Source organism: Leifsonia sp. (assembly GCF_051955155.1).
Classification (GTDB): domain Bacteria; phylum Actinomycetota; class Actinomycetes; order Actinomycetales; family Microbacteriaceae; genus Leifsonia.
Window position 1 is genome coordinate 1 of the sequence record NZ_JBQCGZ010000135.1, and the last position, 18210, is coordinate 18210.

At 71.5% G+C, this 18210-nt stretch carries 17 protein-coding genes; 7 read left to right on the top strand and 10 right to left on the bottom strand.

All coding sequences use genetic code 11. The features are described 5' to 3' along the window. Nucleotides 1–138 precede the first annotated feature (138 nt). Genes cydC through ACTHMF_RS15160 form a run of 4 tightly spaced genes read right to left on the bottom strand, consistent with a single transcriptional unit; the run spans nt 139 to nt 5883 of the window. A complete protein-coding gene (cydC, locus tag ACTHMF_RS15145; protein WP_440318726.1) occupies nt 139–1818 on the bottom strand; it encodes a thiol reductant ABC exporter subunit CydC in 1680 nt (559 codons plus the stop codon). Then, on the bottom strand, nt 1808–3436 hold the full coding sequence (gene cydD, locus ACTHMF_RS15150; RefSeq protein WP_440318727.1) for a thiol reductant ABC exporter subunit CydD: 1629 nt from the start codon (nt 3434–3436) through the stop codon (nt 1808–1810). The genes cydC and cydD overlap by 11 nt, the downstream gene beginning before the upstream one ends. Before the next feature lies 1 nt (nt 3437). Continuing rightward, nucleotides 3438–4457, bottom strand: a complete 1020-nt coding sequence (cydB, locus tag ACTHMF_RS15155) for a cytochrome d ubiquinol oxidase subunit II (protein ID WP_440318729.1) — start codon at nt 4455–4457, stop codon at nt 3438–3440. A gap of 13 nt (nt 4458–4470) precedes the next feature. Further along, nucleotides 4471–5883 carry a cytochrome ubiquinol oxidase subunit I gene (locus tag ACTHMF_RS15160; RefSeq protein WP_314148654.1) on the bottom strand — a complete coding sequence of 471 codons (1413 nt, stop codon included), beginning with the start codon at nt 5881–5883 and terminating at the stop codon, nt 4471–4473. Nucleotides 5884–5981: 98 nt separating this feature from the next. Between ACTHMF_RS15160 and ACTHMF_RS15165 the strand changes: the two genes are divergently transcribed. Genes ACTHMF_RS15165 through ACTHMF_RS15180 form a run of 4 tightly spaced genes read left to right on the top strand, consistent with a single transcriptional unit; the run spans nt 5982 to nt 8583 of the window. Beyond that, the gene (locus ACTHMF_RS15165) at nt 5982–6347 is read left to right on the top strand and encodes a BlaI/MecI/CopY family transcriptional regulator (protein ID WP_440318731.1); all 366 of its coding nucleotides are present in this window, start codon (nt 5982–5984) and stop codon (nt 6345–6347) included. A gap of 5 nt (nt 6348–6352) precedes the next feature. Continuing rightward, nucleotides 6353–7294, top strand: coding sequence for a M56 family metallopeptidase (locus ACTHMF_RS15170; RefSeq protein ID WP_440318733.1), 942 nt, complete (start codon nt 6353–6355; stop codon nt 7292–7294). Nucleotides 7295–7321: 27 nt separating this feature from the next. Further along, complete coding sequence (locus ACTHMF_RS15175; protein WP_440318735.1) at nt 7322–7909, top strand: TetR/AcrR family transcriptional regulator; 588 nt, start codon at nt 7322–7324, stop codon at nt 7907–7909. Beyond that, the gene (locus ACTHMF_RS15180) at nt 7906–8583 is read left to right on the top strand and encodes a DedA family protein (protein WP_440318737.1); all 678 of its coding nucleotides are present in this window, start codon (nt 7906–7908) and stop codon (nt 8581–8583) included. Before ACTHMF_RS15175 ends, ACTHMF_RS15180 begins: the two co-directional genes overlap by 4 nt. An 18-nt stretch (nt 8584–8601) precedes the next feature. Here the strand turns inward: ACTHMF_RS15180 and ACTHMF_RS15185 are convergent, their stop codons facing one another. The 5 genes from ACTHMF_RS15185 to ACTHMF_RS15205 all read right to left on the bottom strand — a co-directional run bounded on the left by ACTHMF_RS15185 (nt 8602) and on the right by ACTHMF_RS15205 (nt 12712). Beyond that, complete coding sequence (locus tag ACTHMF_RS15185; RefSeq protein WP_440318739.1) at nt 8602–9537, bottom strand: ABC transporter substrate-binding protein; 936 nt, start codon at nt 9535–9537, stop codon at nt 8602–8604. A 54-nt stretch (nt 9538–9591) separates the two neighbouring features. Continuing rightward, nucleotides 9592–10338 carry an ABC transporter permease gene (locus tag ACTHMF_RS15190; protein WP_440318741.1) on the bottom strand — a complete coding sequence of 249 codons (747 nt, stop codon included), beginning with the start codon at nt 10336–10338 and terminating at the stop codon, nt 9592–9594. Next, on the bottom strand, nt 10335–11024 hold the full coding sequence (locus ACTHMF_RS15195; protein ID WP_440318743.1) for an ABC transporter permease: 690 nt from the start codon (nt 11022–11024) through the stop codon (nt 10335–10337). The genes ACTHMF_RS15190 and ACTHMF_RS15195 overlap by 4 nt, the downstream gene beginning before the upstream one ends. Then, on the bottom strand, nt 11021–11902 hold the full coding sequence (locus ACTHMF_RS15200) for an ABC transporter ATP-binding protein (protein ID WP_314148662.1): 882 nt from the start codon (nt 11900–11902) through the stop codon (nt 11021–11023). Before ACTHMF_RS15200 ends, ACTHMF_RS15195 begins: the two co-directional genes overlap by 4 nt. Before the next feature lie 153 nt (nt 11903–12055). Continuing rightward, nucleotides 12056–12712, bottom strand: a complete 657-nt coding sequence (locus ACTHMF_RS15205; protein WP_440318745.1) for a TetR family transcriptional regulator — start codon at nt 12710–12712, stop codon at nt 12056–12058. A 203-nt stretch (nt 12713–12915) separates the two neighbouring features. On the opposite strand from ACTHMF_RS15205, the gene ACTHMF_RS15210 reads away from it, so the two are divergent. The 3 genes from ACTHMF_RS15210 to ACTHMF_RS15220 are packed head-to-tail and all read left to right on the top strand — an operon-like array spanning nt 12916 to nt 16177. Continuing rightward, a complete protein-coding gene (locus ACTHMF_RS15210) occupies nt 12916–13983 on the top strand; it encodes an App1 family protein (RefSeq protein WP_440318747.1) in 1068 nt (355 codons plus the stop codon). A gap of 1 nt (nt 13984) precedes the next feature. Then, entirely contained in the window at nt 13985–15064 is a 1080-nt protein-coding gene (locus ACTHMF_RS15215; RefSeq protein ID WP_440318748.1) for a winged helix DNA-binding domain-containing protein, read from the top strand. 36 nt (nt 15065–15100) lie between these two features. Next, complete coding sequence (locus tag ACTHMF_RS15220) at nt 15101–16177, top strand: FUSC family protein (RefSeq protein WP_440318750.1); 1077 nt, start codon at nt 15101–15103, stop codon at nt 16175–16177. A 41-nt stretch (nt 16178–16218) separates the two neighbouring features. On the opposite strand, the gene ACTHMF_RS15225 is transcribed toward ACTHMF_RS15220, so the two are convergent. Further along, nucleotides 16219–17985 carry a proline--tRNA ligase gene (locus ACTHMF_RS15225; protein WP_440318751.1) on the bottom strand — a complete coding sequence of 589 codons (1767 nt, stop codon included), beginning with the start codon at nt 17983–17985 and terminating at the stop codon, nt 16219–16221. Between the last annotated feature and the right edge of the window lie 225 nt (nt 17986–18210).

The window sequence follows — 18210 nt, forward strand, 5'->3', positions numbered from 1 at the left end:
CGCCGGCGCGCCCCCCGGGCCCCCCCCCCCCCCCCCCCCCCCCCCCCCCCCCCCCGCCCGCCCGACACCCCACAAACTCGGCGACCCCCCCCGTTTCGGGGACACTTTCTGCGTACTCGGCGGCTGCGGGGGCACGGGTCAGGTGAGGAGGGTGCCGGACTCGAGGCGGAGGCGGCGGGTGATCAGGTGCTCGGGGGCGTCGGTGTGCGAGATGAGCAGTACCGTGCGGCCGTCCTCCGCGGCCGTCGTCAGGATGTCCTCGACGATGCGCCCGGCGACCGCCGGGTCGACGTTCGCGGTCGGCTCGTCCACGACGAGGACGGGGAAGTCGGCCAGGAGCGCGCGGGCCAGCGCGATGCGCTGCGCCTGACCTCCGGACACCAGCGCTCCGCGTTCGCCGACGGCGGCGTCGAGGCCGCCGCGCTCGCGCGTCCACGCGCCGAGGCCGACCCTGTCGAGGACCGCCAGCAGGTCATCGTCGCTCGCCGACTCGCGCGCGAACAGGAGGTTCTGGCGCAGGTCGGCGTCGAACAGGTACGGCTGCTGCTCGCACAGGCCGATGACCCGCCGCACGTCGTCCTGGCGCAGCCCGTGCACCGGCGCACCGTCGACCTCGAAGCCGCCGTCCACCTCCAGCAGCCGGGTGAGGACGTGCGCGAGCGCGGTCTTCCCCGCGCCGGTCGGCCCGGTGAGCAGCACGCGCTCCCCCGGCTCCAGCCGCAGGTCGACGTCGCGCAGCACCGGCCGGGTCTCGTCCGGCCAGGTCGCGGTCGCCGACGACAGGGCGACGGCCGGAACGCCGACCGGCTCGAACGCCCGCGCGTCCGGCACGTCCACCGGGATGCCCTCCGGCACCCGCTCCGGCGCGGTCTCGGCGATCCGCTCGGCGCTCGCCCGCACCCGCCGCCACGCGCCGAGGGCGAGCGGCACCGTGCCGAACACCTCGAACACGGCCAGCGGCAGCAGCGCGACGACGGCGAGCTGCGGTCCGTCCAGGCGCCCGGCGGCCAGGGCCGGGATGCCGGTCACCAGCCCGATCACCGTCGCGGCCCCCGCGAACAGCGAGACCGCGCCGGCCGTGAGCCCGAGGCCGGCGGCCCGCGTGCGGACGGCGGCGGTCAGCCGGGCGCTGGCGGAACGGACGCGCTCCTGCGCGGCGGGGAGGGCACCGAACGCGGTCAGCACGTCCACGTTCCGCACCGTGTCGAGGATGGCGTCGGTCAGTTCGGCGCGCAGCGGGGCGATCCGCTGCTCCGCGCTGCCCGCCGCCCACCGGTTGACGAGCGCACCGACCGCGAACGCCGCGACCAGCGCCAGCAGCAGCCCGGCAGCCGCCTCCGGCAGCAGCAGGAATACTCCCGCGACGCTGAGCACCGCAACGATTCCCGCGCTGACCAGCGGCTGGATGACACGGAGCGCGTAATCCTGCAGTTCGTCCACGTCCCCCGCCAGCCGCGCCAGGAGGTAGCCGCCGCGCGTGCCGCGCAGACCGTCCGGCGCGAGCGGGACCAGCCGCGCGAACATGTCGGAGCGGATCCCGCCGAGCTGCCGGAACGCTGCGTCGTGACCGGCCAGCCGCTCCAGGTAGCGGAAGAACGCGCGACCGAGGGCGAAGGCCCGCACCCCGACCACGGCCGCCGAGATGTACATGAGGGCCGGCTGCTCCGCGGCGCGCGTGATCAGCCACGCGGAGACCGCGAGCAGGGCGACCGCGCAGGCAGCGCTGAGCGCGCCGAGGGCGATCGCCGCCCACAGCCGGCGCGCGGGCGGCAGAGCCTGGCGCAGGATGCGGCGGGTGGCCTCGCGATCAGCGGACATCGGCCGTCACCCCCGCCTCGAAGACGACATCGGCGGCCGCGGCGACGGCCTCGCGATGGCTCACGACCAGGACGGCCGCGCCCGCGTCCGCGATGGACCGCAGCGACGCGACGAGCGCGGCCTCGGTGACCGCGTCCAGCGCCGACGTCGGCTCGTCCAGCAGCAGCACGGCGCAGCCGCGGGCGTGCAGCCGGTAGAGCGCCCTGGCCACCGCGACCCGCTGCGCCTGCCCTCCGGACAGCCCGCTGCCGCCGGCGCCGAGCACGGTTTCGGGGTCGAGCTCCGGGATGGCGGCCTCGGCGAGGGCGCGCGCGACCAGCTCGGGGTCCGGCCGCTCCTCGCCCAGCGCGACGTTCCGGGCGACGGTCCCCGGCATCAGGCCGGGACGCTGGCCCGCCCACGCGATCGCGGACCGCCGGCCATCGGCGTCCGCGCGGCCGCCCGCGGTGATCGTGCCGTCGGCGGAGGCGAAGCCGAGCGCTGCGGCGACCAGGCTCGACTTCCCCGAGCCGCTCGGGCCGCTCAGCACCGCGAGCGTCCCCGGCGGGATGTGCGCCGAGAACGGCCCGACCGCCCGGACGCCGTCGTGCTCCACCGACACCGCGTCGAAGCGCAGCCCGGCGACCGGCGAGGCGGCGGGGACGCGCGCGGCGCCATCCGTCTCCCGCGCCTCGTCGAGAACCGCGAACGCGTTGCTCGCCGCCTCGATCCCCTCCGTGGCCGCGTGGTAGCTGGCCCCCACGTTCCGCAGCGGCAGGAACGCCTCCGGGGCCAGCAGCAGCACGAAGAGCCCCACCGAGAGGTCGAGCGAGCCGCCGAGCAGCCGCAGCCCGATCGCGACCGCGATGAGCGCGACCGACAGGCTCGCCGCCAGCTCCAGCACGAAGCCCGACAGGAACGACATCCGCAGCACCTTGAGCGTGCGCACGCGGTACTCGTCGCTGATCGCGCGGATCCGCGCCTCCTGGCGGTGCTGCCTCCCGAACAGCTTGAGCGTCGACAGCCCGCCGACCACGTCGAGGAACCCGCGCGACAGCGCGGACAGCGCCGACCACTGGCGCTGCTGCGCGGCCTGGGTCGCCCAGCCGACCAGCATCATGAACACCGGGATGAGCGGGAGCGTGACGATCACGATGATGCCGCTGGTGATGTCCTGCCAGCCGATCACGACCACCAGGATCGGCGTGGCGATCGCCGTCAGGATCAGCTGCGGCAGGTACTTGGCGAAGTAGCCGTCGAGCGCGTCCATCCCGCGCCCGGCCACCAGGGCGACGTCCGCGCTGCTGCGCCGCGCCGCCCAGGCCGGTCCCAGCCGGCCGATCGCGCTCATCAGCTCCTCGCGCAGCTCGGCGACCACCCGCGCTCCGCCCCGTGCCGAGGCGGCCTCCGCGAGCCAGAGCAGCGCGCCGCGGGCGATCACCACGAGCACGAGCGCGGCCAGCACGGGGCTGAGCGCCGCGAACGGCTCCCCCGCGATCGCCCGCACGATCAGCTGCGTGACCAGCCACGCGAACGCGACAACGGCCGCGGTCTGCAGCACCGCGAGGACACCGCCCGCCGCGAGCGTCGTCCGCGCGGCGCCCGCGTAGCGGAGGAGACGGGGATCGAGGGGACGCACGTCAGACGGCCGCCGGTTCCGGGGTCTCCTCGGGGATGCTCGCGCGGGTCACGCGCTTGCGGAACACCCAGTACGTGAAGCCCTGGTACAGCAGGATCAGCGGCATGAAGATCGCGGCCACCCACGTCATGATCGTGAGCGTGTTCTGCGAGCTCGACGCGTTCGCGATCGTGAGACTGTTCTCCGGGTTCGGCACCGACGGCATCACGTTCGGGAACAGCGCGGCGAACAGCGAGACGACCGCCAGGGCGATGGTCGCCGCCATGAAGGCGAACGACCAGCCCTCCGCTCCACGCAGGTTCATCAGCCACGAGACGATCAGCGCGACCGCCGCCAGGGCGGCGAGCACGAGGAACGCGACGGAGAAGTGCGCGATGCCGGTCCAGAGCAGGAACGCGGCCGCGACGACGATCGTCAGGACGCCGGAGCGCGTCGCCAGCCGGCGCGCCCGCTCGCGGATGTCGCCGTCCGTCTTGAGCGAGACGAACACCACGCCGTGCGTGAAGAACAGCAGGAGCGTCGTCAGGCCGCCGAGCAGCGCGTAGCCGTTCAGGAGGTCGAACAGGGTGCCGGTGAAGTTGTGGTCGGCGTCCAGGGCGACGCCCTGCACGATGTTCGCGAACGCGACGCCCCACAGGAACGCCGGGACGGCGGAGCCGACGATGATCATCCCGTCGAACCAGCGCGTCCAGCGCTCGCCCTTGCCCTGGTGGCGGTACTCGAACGAGACGCCGCGCAGGATGAGCGCGATCAGGATGAGCAGGAGGGCCAGGTAGAAGCCGCTGAACAGCGTCGCGTACCACTCCGGGAACGCGGCGAACAGCGCGGCGCCGCCCACGATGACCCAGGTCTCGTTGAGGTCCCAGACCGGGCCGATGGTGTTGATCAGGACGCGGCGGTCGACGTCGTCCTTGCCGAGGAACGGCAGCGACATCCCGACGCCGAAGTCGAAGCCGTCGAGCACGAAGTAGCCGACGAAGAAGAAGGCGACGATGCCGAACCAGAGAACTGCGAGATCCATTGTGCGTCTGCTCCTAGTAGACCGTTGCGACCGGGACGTGCTTGCCCTCCTCGTCGAGGTGATCCTCGACGGGGGCGGGGCCCTTCTGGGCGGCACGCTTGATGAGCTTGAACTCGACGACGGCGAGGGCGCCGTACACCGCCGTGAAGGCCAGCAGCGAGATCAGCACCTCCAGTCCCGTCGTCCCCGGCGAGACCCCGTCCGCCGTCTTCATCAGGCTGAAGACGATCCACGGCTGGCGGCCCATCTCGGTGAAGATCCAGCCGACGATCATCGCCGCGAGCGAGAGCGGCATCGACCAGATCGCCACCTTCCACACCCAGCGCTTCTGCGGCATCCGGCCCTTGCGCGTCAGCCAGAGACCGACGACGGCGACCAGGATGTGCAGCATGCCGAGCCCGATCATCCAGCGGAACGACCAGTAGGTGACCCAGATGATCGGTGTGTAGTCGCCGGGGCCGTAGAGCTGCACGTACTGCGCCTGCAGGTCGTTGATGCCCTCCACGGTCCCGTTCAGCGTGTGCGTCGACAGGAACGACAGCAGGTACGGGATGCGGATCGAGAACAGCTCGTGCACACCGTCCGGCGTGCCGAGCGTGAAGATCGAGAAGGACGCGTCCGCGCCGGTCGAGGTGTTGTACATCGCCTCGGCGGCAGCCATCTTCATGGGCTGGGTCTGGACCATCGCGAGGCCCAGCTGGTCGCCGCTGAGCACCGAGCCTGCTCCCGCGATGATCATCGTCCAGAGTCCGGCCTTGAGCGCGGGGCGCATGGTGTCCAGGTGCTGCGAGCGCGACAGGTGCCAGGCGGCGACGGCGATGACCAGACCGGCCGAGACCATGAACGCGCCGAAGATGGTGTGCGGGAAGGCGGCGAGGGCGACCTTGTTCGTCAGCACCGCCCAGATGTCGGTCAGCTCGGCGCGGCCGCGCTCGCCGTTCAGCGTGAAGCCGACCGGGTTCTGCATGAACGCGTTCGCGGCGAGGATGAAGTACGCCGACAGGATGGTGCCGGCGGCGGTGATCCAGATGGTCGCGAGGTGCAGCCCGCGCGGGAGCTTGTCCCAGCCGAAGATCCACAGGCCGATGAACGTCGCCTCGAGGAAGAACGCCAGCAGGCCCTCGAGCGCGAGCGGAGCGCCGAAGATGTCGCCGACGAACCGCGAGTAGTTGGACCAGTTCATGCCGAACTGGAACTCCTGCACGATGCCGGTGACGACGCCCATCGCGAAGTTGATGAGGAAGATCTTCCCGAAGAAGTGCGTCAGCTGCAGGTAGTGCACCTTCCCCGTTCGGTACCAGGCCGTCTGGAACAGCGCGACGATGGTGACCGTGCCGATGGTGATGGGCACGAACAGGAAGTGATAGATCGTGGTGAGGCCGAATTGCCACCGCGCCAGCAGCAGCGGATCCAGGATTTCGTTCACGGATGCCAACCCTCTCGGTCGCTGTTCTACGCTCTGTAGAACTCCCGACTTCTACAGAGTGTAGAACATTCTCAGCCTCGGCGCGTTACTCTTGATCCGTGGCGAATCTCGGAGACCTGGAAAAGGCGGTCATGGACGTCCTCTGGACGGGCGAGACCCCGATCACCGCCAACGAGCTACGCGACAAGCTAGCGGCGCAGCGCAAGGGCGACAAGACCCCGGCGCTCACGACCGTGCTCACCGTGCTGTCCCGCCTGGAGCAGAAGGGCTTCGTCGAGCGCGACCGGGACGCCCGCCCGCACCTGTACACCGCGAGCCTCAGCCGCGCCGGCCACGTCGCCGAGCTGATGCGCGAGGTGCTCGCCTCCTCCACCGACCGCACCGAGGCGCTGGCCTACTTCGTCGGCTCCGTCGACGAGTCCGAGGCGCAGATGCTCCGTCGCCTCCTCGACGCCCGCAGCTGACCTCGATGCCGGTCGACTCGACCGCGCTCCTGCTCGGCGCGCTCGCACTGGCCCTGGCGTGGCCGGTGCCGCTGCTGCTCGCGCGCGCGAAGTGGCCGGCGGCCGCTCCCGTGCTCGCGCTCGGGCTCTGGCAGTCCATCGCGCTCGCCGGGGGCATCTCGATGATCGGCTCGCTGCTGCTCGCCGGGCTCGAGCCGTTCGGCGACGACCTGTGGAGCAGGATCGGCAACGCGGCCGCCCACCTGTTCCAAGGACCGCTGCCGGCCGGGGTGACGCTGCTGCACACCTTCGCCCTCAGCGCGGCGGTGCTGCTCGCCGCCCACCTCGTCCTGAACCTCGCGCTCACCTCGGTGCGCAGCAGGCGGCAGCGACACCGGCACATGGAACTGCTCGGCCTGCTCAGCTCCCCGCTGCCGGACGCCCCGAGCACGCGGGTCATCGACCACCCCGCGCCCGCCGCGTACTGCCTGCCCGGCGCGCGCAGCGTGACGGTGCTCTCCGAGGGCATGATCGCCCTGCTCAGCCCGGACCAGCTGGATGCGGTGGTCGCGCACGAACGCGCGCACCTCCGCCAGAAGCACCACCTGCTGCTGGACGCGTTCCGCTCCTGGAAGCGCGCGCTGCCCTGGTTCCCGATCGCCACCCGTGCGCAGGACGCGGTCGCGCTGCTCGTGGAGATGCTCGCCGACGACACGGCGCGACGCAGCTCCGGCGACGCGGTGCTGGCCGACGCGATCCGCATCGTGGACGAGACCGGCGGCGCCGGCACGGCGCTCGGTGCCCCGAAGGACCCGCGCACTCCCGAGCAGCGGCGCAGCGCCCTCCTCGCGCGCGAGGAGCGCCTGACCACCGGCCACCGCACGGTCGGGCCGGCGCTCCGCGCGCTCGTCGTGACCGCGAGCGTGCTGCTCGTGATCGTGCCCCCGGTGCTGGTTCTCACCAGCTGACCAGCGACGGGCCACTAGCCTGGAGGGATGACGGCCAGGAGAGGGTACGCCAAGGGGATCGCCAAGCGTGAGGAGATCCTCGCGCGCGCCCTCGAGGTCTTCGCCGAGAAGGGCTACCGCAAGGCGTCGCTGCGCGAGATCGCCGAGTCCGTCGGGCTCAGCCAGGCCGGTCTGCTTCACCACTTCTCGTCCAAGGAGGAGCTGTTCGCCGAGGTGCTGCGCAAACGCGACGAGGTGGACTCGGGCGGCGCCGGCCTGCAGACCGATTGGACGGACGCCTTCGACGGCCTCGCCGGCATCGTCCGCCACAACGCGCAGGTGCCGGGGCTCGTGCAGCTCTACGCGACCATCTCGGCCGAGGCGGCGGACCCCGACCATCCCGGCCACGCCTACTTCGTCGACCGCTACGCGACCATCGTCGGCGGTCTCGAGCAGCACATCCGCGCCGAGCAGCAGGCCGGTCGCGTCCGCGCCGACGCCGACCCCCGCGTCCTCGCCCGGCTCACCGTCGCGGTGGCCGACGGGATGCAGGTGCAGTGGATGCTGGACGAGACCGCGGACATGGCCACCGCCATCGACGCGTTCCGCGCTCTGATCAGGACGACGCCCGCGTGAACGAGGCGCTCACCTGGATCCTCGCCATCGTGCAGTCGGTGGACCCGGTGCTGCGCACGCTGCTCGCCGGGGTCGGCATCCTGCTGGAGACCTCGATCCTGATCGGTCTCATCGTCCCCGGCGACACCGTCGTGCTGGTGGCGAGCACCGCGGTCGGCGGCCCCGTCGAGTACGTGGCGCTGGTCGTCGCCGTCGTGGTCGGTGCGCTGTGCGGCGAGTCGATCGGCTTCGGGCTCGGGCGCTGGTTCGGTCCGCGCATCCGCGCGAGCAGGCTCGGCCGCAGGCTCGGCCCCAGGAACTTCGACAAGGCGGAGGCGTACCTCGCGCGCCGCGGCGGCATCGCGGTCTTCCTGTCCCGGTTCCTGCCGGTGCTGCACTCCCTCATCCCGCTGACGGTCGGGATGAGCCCGATGCGGTACCGGACGTTCATGGCCTGGACGGCGCCCGCGTGCGTGCTCTGGGCGCTCGCGTACGTCACCGTCGGCTCGCTCGCCGCCGGCAGCTACCGGGAGCTCTCGCAGGAGCTGCACGGGGCGGGCTACGTGTTCGTCGCGATCATCGCGGCCTTCGTGCTCGTCGTCTTCCTCGTCAAGAAGCTGCTCGGGAGGCGCGAGGCCGCGCACATGGAAACGGCGGCCCGGTCGCCCGAGCCGCCGCTTCCCGACGCGGACTGAGCCGCGCCGACGTGGTGCCTACCTGATGGGGTGATCCTTCAGCCACTCCTTGGCGATCACGTCGGGCTGGGTCTTGCTGGAGCCCTGGTTCTCGCCGTTCATGGTGATCAGGTCGTCGGTGGTGAGCTCGGCCGAGACCTTGTTCAGCACCTCCTTAACCTTCGCGGACGCCTTCGAGCTGTTGATCAGCGGCAGGATGTTCTGCGCGGCGATCAGGTTCTTCGGGTCCCTGAGGACGACGAAGCCGTTGTCCTTGATGGCCGGGGTGGTGGTGTAGATGTCCGCCAGCTGCACGTCGCCGTTCTTGAGCGCGGCGACGGTCAGCGGACCACCCGAGTCGCTGATCGGCTTGAGCGTGGCCGTCACGCCGTACGCCGACTTGAGGCCGGGGATGCCGTACGGACGCGTCGCGAACTCGGGGTTCGCGCCGACCGTGAGCGGCACGGTGACGTTCTTCAGGTCCTCGAGGCTGGTGACCTTGTACTTGTCGGAGAACTCCTTGGTGACGTTGTAGGAGTCGGCGTCCTGCGCCTTGGACTGGTCGAGGACCTCGAAGCCCTTGGGCAGCGCGTCGTTGAGCGCGGCGTAGACGTCGTCGCTCGAGGACGCGGTGCTGTTCTTGTCGTAGAACTGCAGCAGGTTGCCCGAGTACTCGGGGATCAGGTCGATCGAGCCGTCCTGCAGCGCCTTCAGGTAGACGTCGCGCTGGCCGATGCTCGGCTTGTAGTTGACCGTCACGCCGTTTGCGGCCAGGGCCTGGCCGTAGATCTGCATGAGGATCTCGGACTCGCCGAACGCGGCGGAGCCGATCGTGACGCTGCTGCTGCCGCCGGACGCGGAGGTGGGGCTGTCGGAGCTGAAGGCGCCTCCGCCCGACGAGCAGGCGCTGAGGGCGAGCAGCGCCCCCGCCGCGAGCACGCCGGCGACGAGCCGGCTCTTGGTGGATGCGAACATGTGATTCTCTCTCTTTCGACGGTGCGATGGGATCGGTGCAGGTTCGTGAGCGGGTCAGGGAAGCGGTTGACGCCCGGGGACGGTGATCCCGAAGGCGCGCCACGGGTCCTTCGCCTTCGCCTCGCCCGCGACACGTCCCGCGAGGACCCCACGCGGGACGACGAGCTTCTGGGTGAGCGCGAACAGGCCGTCGACGACGAGGGCTAGCACGACGACGATGATCGAGCCGCCCAGCATCTCCGGGTAGTTCTGGACGGCCAGGCCGTCGAACAGGAAGCGGCCGAGACCGCCGACGGGCAGGATCGCCGCGACCGTCCAGGTCGCGATCACCTGCAGAGCGCCGGAGCGCATGCCGCCGATCACGAGCGGCAGCGACAGCGGCAGTTCGACCTTCGTGAAGATCTGCCACTCGGTCATGCCGACCGCGCGGGCCGCGTCGATGGTCCGGCGGTCGACGGACTCCAGCCCGGAGTACGCGCCCGCGAGCAGCGGCGGGATCGCCAGGATGGTGAGCGCGATCAGCGGCGGCACGATCGAGATGTTCGCGGTGATGAGCGCGAGATAGACGACCAGGCCCAGCGTCGGCAGCGCGCGGAGCGCTCCGGAGACGCCGATCGCGAGTCCGCGGAGCCGGCCGGTGTGGCCGATCGCGAAGCCGATCGGCAGTGCGATCACGCCGGCCAGGATCAGCGTGAGCAGCGAGTAGACGATGTGGTCCCCCGTGCGCGCCGGGATGCCGCCGGGGCCGGCCCAGTTCACCGGGTCGACCAGCCAGCCGAAGGCGGCGACGAAATCGGTCATGCGCCGGTCACCGCCTTCATCGCCGCGCTGCGGCCGAGCCGGCCGCTTCGCTTGTCGAGCCGCGACCACGGCAGCAGCAGGCGGCCGAGCAGCACCAGCACCAGGTCGAAGACCAGGGCCACGATCATGATCATGACGATGCCGACCACGACCTCCTCCGGGTAGTACCGATTGAGGCCGTCCGTGAACAGCTGACCGAGGTTGGGCACGCCGAGCAGCGCGCCGACGCTCACCAGGCTCACGGTCGAGACCGACACCACGCGCAGGCCCGCGAGCAGAACCGGCCCGGCGAGCGGCAGCTCCACCGACCAGAACCGGCGCCAGCCGGAGAAGCCGACCGCCGTCGCGGACTGCACGACGTCACCTGGCACCGACGCGAGCGCGTCCGCGGTCGTGCGGACCATCAGGGCGACCGCGTAGATGCTGAGCGCGACGACGACGTTCGCCGGGTCGAGGATCTTCGTGCCGATCAGCGCCGGCATCGCGAAGAACAGCGGCAGCGACGGGATCGCGTAGAGGATGCCGCCGAGCGTCAGCAGCACCGGCCGGCTGAGCCGGTACCGGTTCGCCACCCACCCGATCGGGAGCGACACCAGGAACCCGACGACGATCGGGATGGCGCTCAACCACACGTGGGAGACCGTGAGATTCCAGACCTGGCCGAGGTTCGACCACAAGAAGCTCACGTCGGGTCCTCACCCTGCGCCGCAGCACCCGCGACCGGGACGGTCGCGGCCTTTGCTTCGGAATCCCCGGCGCTGAGCACGCCGGCGGTGCGCCCGTCGCTGTCGACGAGCACGGACCCGGTCGGGGTCTGTTCGATGTGCAGCGCGCGCTTGCCGCGGTCCGCACCTACGAACGTGGCGACGAACTCGTCGGCGGGCGAGGCGAGGATCTCGGCGGGCGTGCCCTTCTGGGCGACGATGCCGCCCTTCCGGAAGATCACCACCTGGTCGCCGAGCCGGAACGCCTCGTCGATGTCGTGCGTGACGAACACCACGGTCTTGTCGAGCTCGCGCTGCAGCCGCAGCAGCTCGTTCTGCAGGTCGTCGCGCACGATCGGGTCGACGGCGCCGAAGGGCTCGTCCATCAGCAGGATGTTCGGGTCGACCGCGAGCCCGCGGGCGACCCCGACGCGCTGCTGCTGGCCGCCCGAGAGCTGAGCGGGGTACTTGTCCGCCAGCGAGCGCTCGAGCCCGACCGTGTCCATCAGCTCCAGCGCCTTCGCGCGCGCGCTCCTGCGCTTCTCGCCGCGCAAGAGCGGGACGGTTGCGATGTTGTCGACGACCTTGCGGTGCGGGAGCAGCCCCGAGTTCTGCATGACGTAGCCGATGCTCCGGCGCAGGTGCACCGGCTTCAGCGACTGCACGTCCTCGCCGTCGATCTCGACCGTGCCGCTGGTCGGGTCGACCATGCGGTTGATCATGCGCAGGATGGTGGTCTTGCCGCTCCCGGAGGAGCCGACCAGCACCGTGATCTTGCGGGACGGGATGACGAGCGAGAAGTCGTCGACCGCAACGGTCCCGTCAGGGAACCGCTTCGTCACCGAGCGGAACTCGATCAAAAGGGTCTCAACTCTCCGTCGCGGAATGAATCGGGGACATCCCCTCCACCCAAACAGCGTTCGGCCGAATATTCAACGCATTGAGTCGAATTGTGGCGGGGTCGTGCCATGTCGACAACCTGCCACGTGCCACCGACATTCCCGCCGCGGCGCTCACCTCCCGCTGTCGTAGCGCCTCTCGAGGTACTCGCGCGCGACGGTGCGTGCCTCGGCGATGTAGCGCTCGTCGCCGGCCGGGTCGACGACGAAAGCGCGGTTGATCAGCGCATCCATCATCTCCACGACGACCTCGAGGCGGAACGCCAGGTCGTCGCCGGCCGGCAGGCCGTACTCGTCGGCGAGGATCTCGGCGAACTGCGTCGCGAACGAGACGTCCTGCGAGACCTCCTCCTCCGCGGTTCCCGCGCGCTCGGCGTCGGTGAAGCGGATGATGCGGAAGCCGGGCTCGGTGCGGAACATCCCAACGAACGCGTCGATCGCGCACTCGACGGCGTTCCACCAGTGCGCGGGGCTCTGCGCGTGGATGGCGGCGACCACCGAGTGCCGGTAGCGCAGGACGGCGCGGTCGCGCAGGCCCTGGAGCAGCACGATGCGGTCGGGGAAGTAGCGGTAGACCGTCCCGATCGACGCGCCGGCGCGTTCGGCGACCATGGCGGTCGTCAGCCGGTCGAAGCCGATCTCGTCGACCACCTCCGCCGCCGCGTCCAGCAGCGCGTCGATCCGCGCCGCGCTGCGCTCCTGGATGGGCTCCGTGCGCACGAGTGGCGCTCCGATGGTGTTCTGGCCGGCCACGAGGTCATTGATGGGCACGAGGGTGACTCCTTCTTTCTGTCGTCCACGATACGTCTGCGGGCCCCCAGCCCGGCGACGGCGGTGTCGTCGCACACAACGGATCATATTCGGGGAAACCTCACCTTTGCTCGGGAAAAACCTGCGACGCGCCGCAGAAAGCGCCCCCAGATCTGGGGGACGCGGGAAAGCGATCGTTCACCGCATGAGAAACTGGAACCTCTATGACCGCTACCCCAGCCAAGCGCGCCGCGAGTGTCGAGCCGATCATGCACCGCGCCGCCCGCATCGAGGATGCGTTCCACGAGTTCCGCGCGCGCCGGGCGCGCAAGCGCGGATTCCTCGCGACCGTCGTGCCGTACACCGGCTACGGATCGCCCACCTGGGTGCGGATCCTCGGCCGTGTGCTCCTGGTGCGCGAGCCGAAGCCCGGCAGCAGGGCGGAGCGCAAGCACCGCAGGCGCGAGGAGTCCATCCGCGGCTGGCGTTCGTTCATCTCGGTCCCCGTCGCGGACGTCCCGGTCACGATCGAGATCGAGGGCGAGACGCACGAGGTGATGCCGGACCGCGGCGGCGTCATCGACACCGTCGTCCCCGCACAGCTGGCACCCGGCTGGCACACCGCGCGGCTGTCCACCCCGGAGTCGACGCGCGTCTTCGAGGCGCCCGTGTACGTCGTGGACCCGAAGGCCACCTTCGGCGTCGTCTCCGACGTCGACGACACGGTCATGGTGACCGCGCTCCCCCGGCCGCTGCTCGCGGCGTGGAACACCTTCGTCCTCGACGAGCACGCGCGCGTCCCCACGCCCGGGATGGCCGTGCTGCTGGAGCGCCTCGCCGCCGCGCACCCCGGTGCACCCGTCATCTACCTCTCAACGGGCGCCTGGAACGTCGCGCCGACGCTGACGCGCTTCCTCTCGCGCAACCTGCTCCCCGCCGGTCCGCTCCTGCTGACCGACTGGGGGCCGACGCACGACCGGCTGTTCCGCAGCGGGCGCGAGCACAAGCAGACCAGCCTGGCCCGGCTCGCCGAGGAGTTCCCCGGCCTGAAGTGGCTGCTGATCGGCGACGACGGCCAGCACGACGAACAGCTCTACGGCGAGTTCACGACGGCGCACCCGGACAACGTGGCCGCCGTCGCCATCCGGCAGCTCTCCAGCGGCGAGGCGGTGCTCGCGGGCGGCCGCTCGAAGGCGGAGAAGCACAGCGAACTCTCCGGCGTCCCGTGGGTGTACGCGCCGGACGGCGCCGGCCTCAGCGAGCAGCTCACCGAGATCGGACTGCTGCCCTGAGATGACCGCCTCCCGCGCCGACCTGCTCCGGATGCGCCGCCTGGCGCAGGCGGTCGACGGCGAGCGGGAGGCGAGGCCGGCGGACGTCGTCCGGCGGCTGCTCGCGGTGCAGGCGCAGGACTTCGGGGCGGCGTCCTGGGCGCTCGGCCTGCGCACGGACGGGGCGACGCGCTCCGACGTGCGCGCCGACCTCGACGCCGGCCGGATCGTCCGCTCCTGGCCGATGCGCGGGACGCTGCACTTCGTGCCGCCGGAGGACCTCCGCTGGATGCTGTCCGTCACCACCGAGCGCATGGTCGCGGGGCTCGCGCGCCGGCACCAGCAGCTGGAGATCGAGGATGCCGACCTGGGCCGCGCGCGCGACATCCTGGTCGGCGAGCTCACCGGAGGCGGCAGGATCGGCCGTGCGGAGCTGATGACGCTCTGGGAGGACAACGGCATCGCGACCGCCGGCCAGCGCGGCTACCACCTGATCTACTACCTGGCGCAGACCGGCGTCGTCTGCTGGGGTCCGACACTGCGCACGCAGCAGGCGCTGGTGCTGCTGGACGAGTGGGCGCCGGCGCAGCGGACGCTCGAGCCGGACGAGGCGCACGCCGCCTTCCTGCTGCGCTACCTGACCGGGCACGGGCCGGCGACCCTGAAGGACTTCGTCTGGTGGACGAAGGGCACCGTCGCCGGCGCCAAGCGCGGGCTCGCGGTGCTGGGCGACGCTGTGACCGGCCTCGAGGTGGACGGGACGACGTACCTCGTCACGCGCGAGCTCGCGGACCGCGCGGGCGAGCGCCCCGAGCGCCGCTCGGAGCGCGACGCGGTGCACCTGCTGCCCGGCTTCGACGAGTACCTGCTCGGCTACCAGGACCGCTCCCCCGTGCTCGACGACGAGCACGCCGAGGCGATCGTGCCCGGCGGCAACGGCATCTTCCAGCCGGTGATCGTGGCGCGCGGCCGCGTCGTCGGCACGTGGCGCTACGGCGGGGCGAAGGCGGAACCGGAGATCCGCCCGTTCCAGCCGCTCGGCGCCGGCCAGCAGGCCGCGCTCGCGCGCAGCGTGCGGGCCTACCGCCGCTTCGCCGGCTGACCCGGCCGGGCGTGCATGCCGACTACCCTGGAGAACGTGGCTTCCAAGTTCCCGGTCAAGATCCCGCTGCCGGCGAACATCCGGGCGACGACCAGGGTGCCGTTCCTGCAGGTGGCCAAGACCGCCGCCGCGATGATCCTGGCCTGGATCGTCGCCGGCCTGCTCGTGCCGGGCGAACTGCCCGTCTTCGCCACCATCGCGGCGCTGCTCGTCGTGCAGCCGAGCGTGAACCAGTCCGTCGGCCGGGCGATCGAGCGGTCCCTCGGCGTGATCGTCGGCGTCGTCGTCGCCTACGTGATCGGCCTGGCCTTCGGGACCAACAGCTGGATCGTGCTGGTCGCCGTCGTCCTGTCGCTCCTCGTCGCTTGGGCGCTCAAGCTGACCCCGGGAACGGCCAACCAGGTGCCGATCACGGCGATGCTCGTCCTCTCGATCGGCGCCTCCAACCCCGAGTACGCGTTCGCGCGGATCGTGGAGACCGTCCTCGGCGCCGCGATCGGCGTCGTCATCAACATCGTCGTGGTCCCACCGGTGCTCACCGGTCCCGCCCGGACGGCGGTCCTCGGCCTCGGCAGGGAGATCGCGGCGACCCTGGACCGGCTCGCCCAGGCGCTCGTCTGCCCGCAGACGCCCGGCGAGCGGGATGCGCTGCTGATCGAGGCGCGGCTGCTGCGGCCGATGGAGAAGAAGGCGGAGGCCGCGATCACCGCCGCCGACGAGAGCCTGACCCTGAACCCTCGCCAGTCGCGGCACCGCGCCGTCCTGCAGCACGACGTCGACCTGTTCGCGCGGCTGAAACCGCTCATCACGCGGGCACTGGGCATGACGCGCGCGTTCCACGACCACTACGACGACAGCCTCGTCGACGAGCCGACGCTCAGTGCGATCGCCGAGGAGCTGCGCCGCGCCGCGCACGACCTGCGGCTGCTGAGCAGGGACCCGGACGCGCCCGTCGCGGAGCCGGACACGGAGACGGCCGGAATCCCGGTGCTGACGGCACCGCTCGTGATCTCCACGCCGAACCCGCGGCACTGGGTGCTGCTCGGCTCGCTCATGGAGGACCTGCGCCGCATCCACTCGGAGATCACCGGAGACGACGACACCGGCGCCTGATCGCTCGGACGCCGGTGCCGGATGCTGTCGTGCGGGACCGCTCAGGCGGTGAGCTCGGCGACCGCCTCCGCGAGCGGCAGCGTGCGCCGGTCTCCGGTGCGACGGTTCCACAGCTCCACCTCGCCGTCCGCCGCGCCGCGGCCGACGACCAGGATGCGCGGCACGCCGATCAGCTCGGCGTCGCCGAACTTCACGCCGGGCGAGACCTTGGGGCGGTCGTCGAACAGCACGTCGAGCCCGGCGGACTCGAGCTCCGCCACGGCGCGCTCCGCGACGTCGAAGGCGAGCTGGTCGCGGCCGGTGGCGACGACGTGCACGTCGAACGGCGCCACGGACTCCGGCCAGGCCAGGCCCTTCTCGTCGTTGTTCTCCTCGGCGATGATCGCCAGGATGCGCGTGACGCCGATGCCGTAGGAGCCCATTGTGACGGTGACCAGCTTGCCGTTCTCGTCGAGCACCTTCAGGCCGAGCGCCTCCGCGTACTTGCGGCCGAGCTGGAAGACGTGACCGATCTCCATGCCGCGCGCGAGCTCGACGGGGCCGGAGCCGTCCGGCGCGGGGTCGCCCGGCTTCACCTCGGCCACCTCGACGACACCGTCCCAGCCGAAGTCGCGGCCGGCGACCAGCCCGAAGACGTGCTTGCCGGCGATGTTGGCACCGGTGATCCATCCCGAGCCGTCGACGACGCGCGGGTCGACCAGGTAGCGGATGCCGGTGGACGCCTCCTCGCCGAGCACGGCGCCCTCGGCCGACCACGGGCCGATGTAGCCCTTGACCAGCCCGGGGTGCTTCGCGAAGTCCTCGTCTGCGGCGGCCTCCACCTCGGCGGGCGCGAACGCCACCTCGGCGCGCTTGAGGTCCACCTCGCGGTCGCCGGGCAGGCCGACGACGACGAGCTCGCGCGAGCCGTCCAGGTGGGTGAGCGCCAGGACGACGTTCTTGAGGGTGTCCGCCGCCGTCCACGCGCGGCCGTCCGGCCGCGGGTGCTTCTCGTTGGCGACGTCGACGAGCGTCTGGATGGTGGGCGTGTTCGGGGTGTCGAGCACCTCCTGCGGCGTCAGCTTCTCGTAGCCGCGGGTGGGCGGCGCCTCGGTGGTGAAGGCCTCCACGTTCGCCGCGTAGCCGCCGGCCGAGCGCACGAAGGTGTCCTCGCCGACCGGGGTGGGGTGCAGGAACTCCTCGCTGCGCGAGCCGCCCATCGCGCCGGCGTCCGCCTGCACGATGACGTAGTCGAGCCCGAGGCGCGTGAAGATGCGCTCGTAGGCGTCGCGCTGTGCCTGGTAGCTGGCCTCCAGCCCGGCGTCCGTCGCGTCGAACGAGTACGCGTCCTTCATGGTGAACTCGCGGCCGCGCAGCAGGCCGGCGCGCGGGCGGGCCTCGTCGCGGTACTTGTCCTGGATCTGGTAGATCGCCAGGGGCAGCTCCTTGTACGACGAGTACAGGTCCTTCACCAGCAGCGTGAAGGCCTCCTCGTGCGTCGGCGCGAGCAGGTAGTCGCCGCCCTTGCGGTCCTTGAGACGGAAGAGCAGGTCGCCGTACTCCTCCCAGCGACCCGTCGCCTCGTACGCCTCGCGCGGCATCAGGGCGGGGAAGTGCACCTCCAGGGCGCCGGCCGCCGCCATCTCCTCGCGGATGATCGCCTCGATCTTCGCCTTGACCCGGAGCCCCAGCGGCAGCCAGGCGAAGATGCCGGCCGCCTGCGGTCGGATGTAGCCGGCGCGGATCAGCAGCTTGTGGCTGGCGACCTCGGCGTCGGCGGGGTCTTCACGAAGGGTGCGGAGGAAATAGTTGGTCAGGCGAGTAGGCACCGTCCCATGTTATCGGTGCCGCGGCGCGCCTCCCGCGCGTGTCCGCGCTGACCGCCGGCCGCCGAATGGTCGCGACACGCCGCCTCGCCCACCACGTGACGGCACGTCGCGACCGCTCGCGACCCCCAGTCCCGGACGGCGGGGCGTCCGGCCACATGGCGAGGCGCCGAACGGTCGCGACATGCCGCCTCACCCACCACGTGGCGGCGTGGGGCGCCCGCGCGC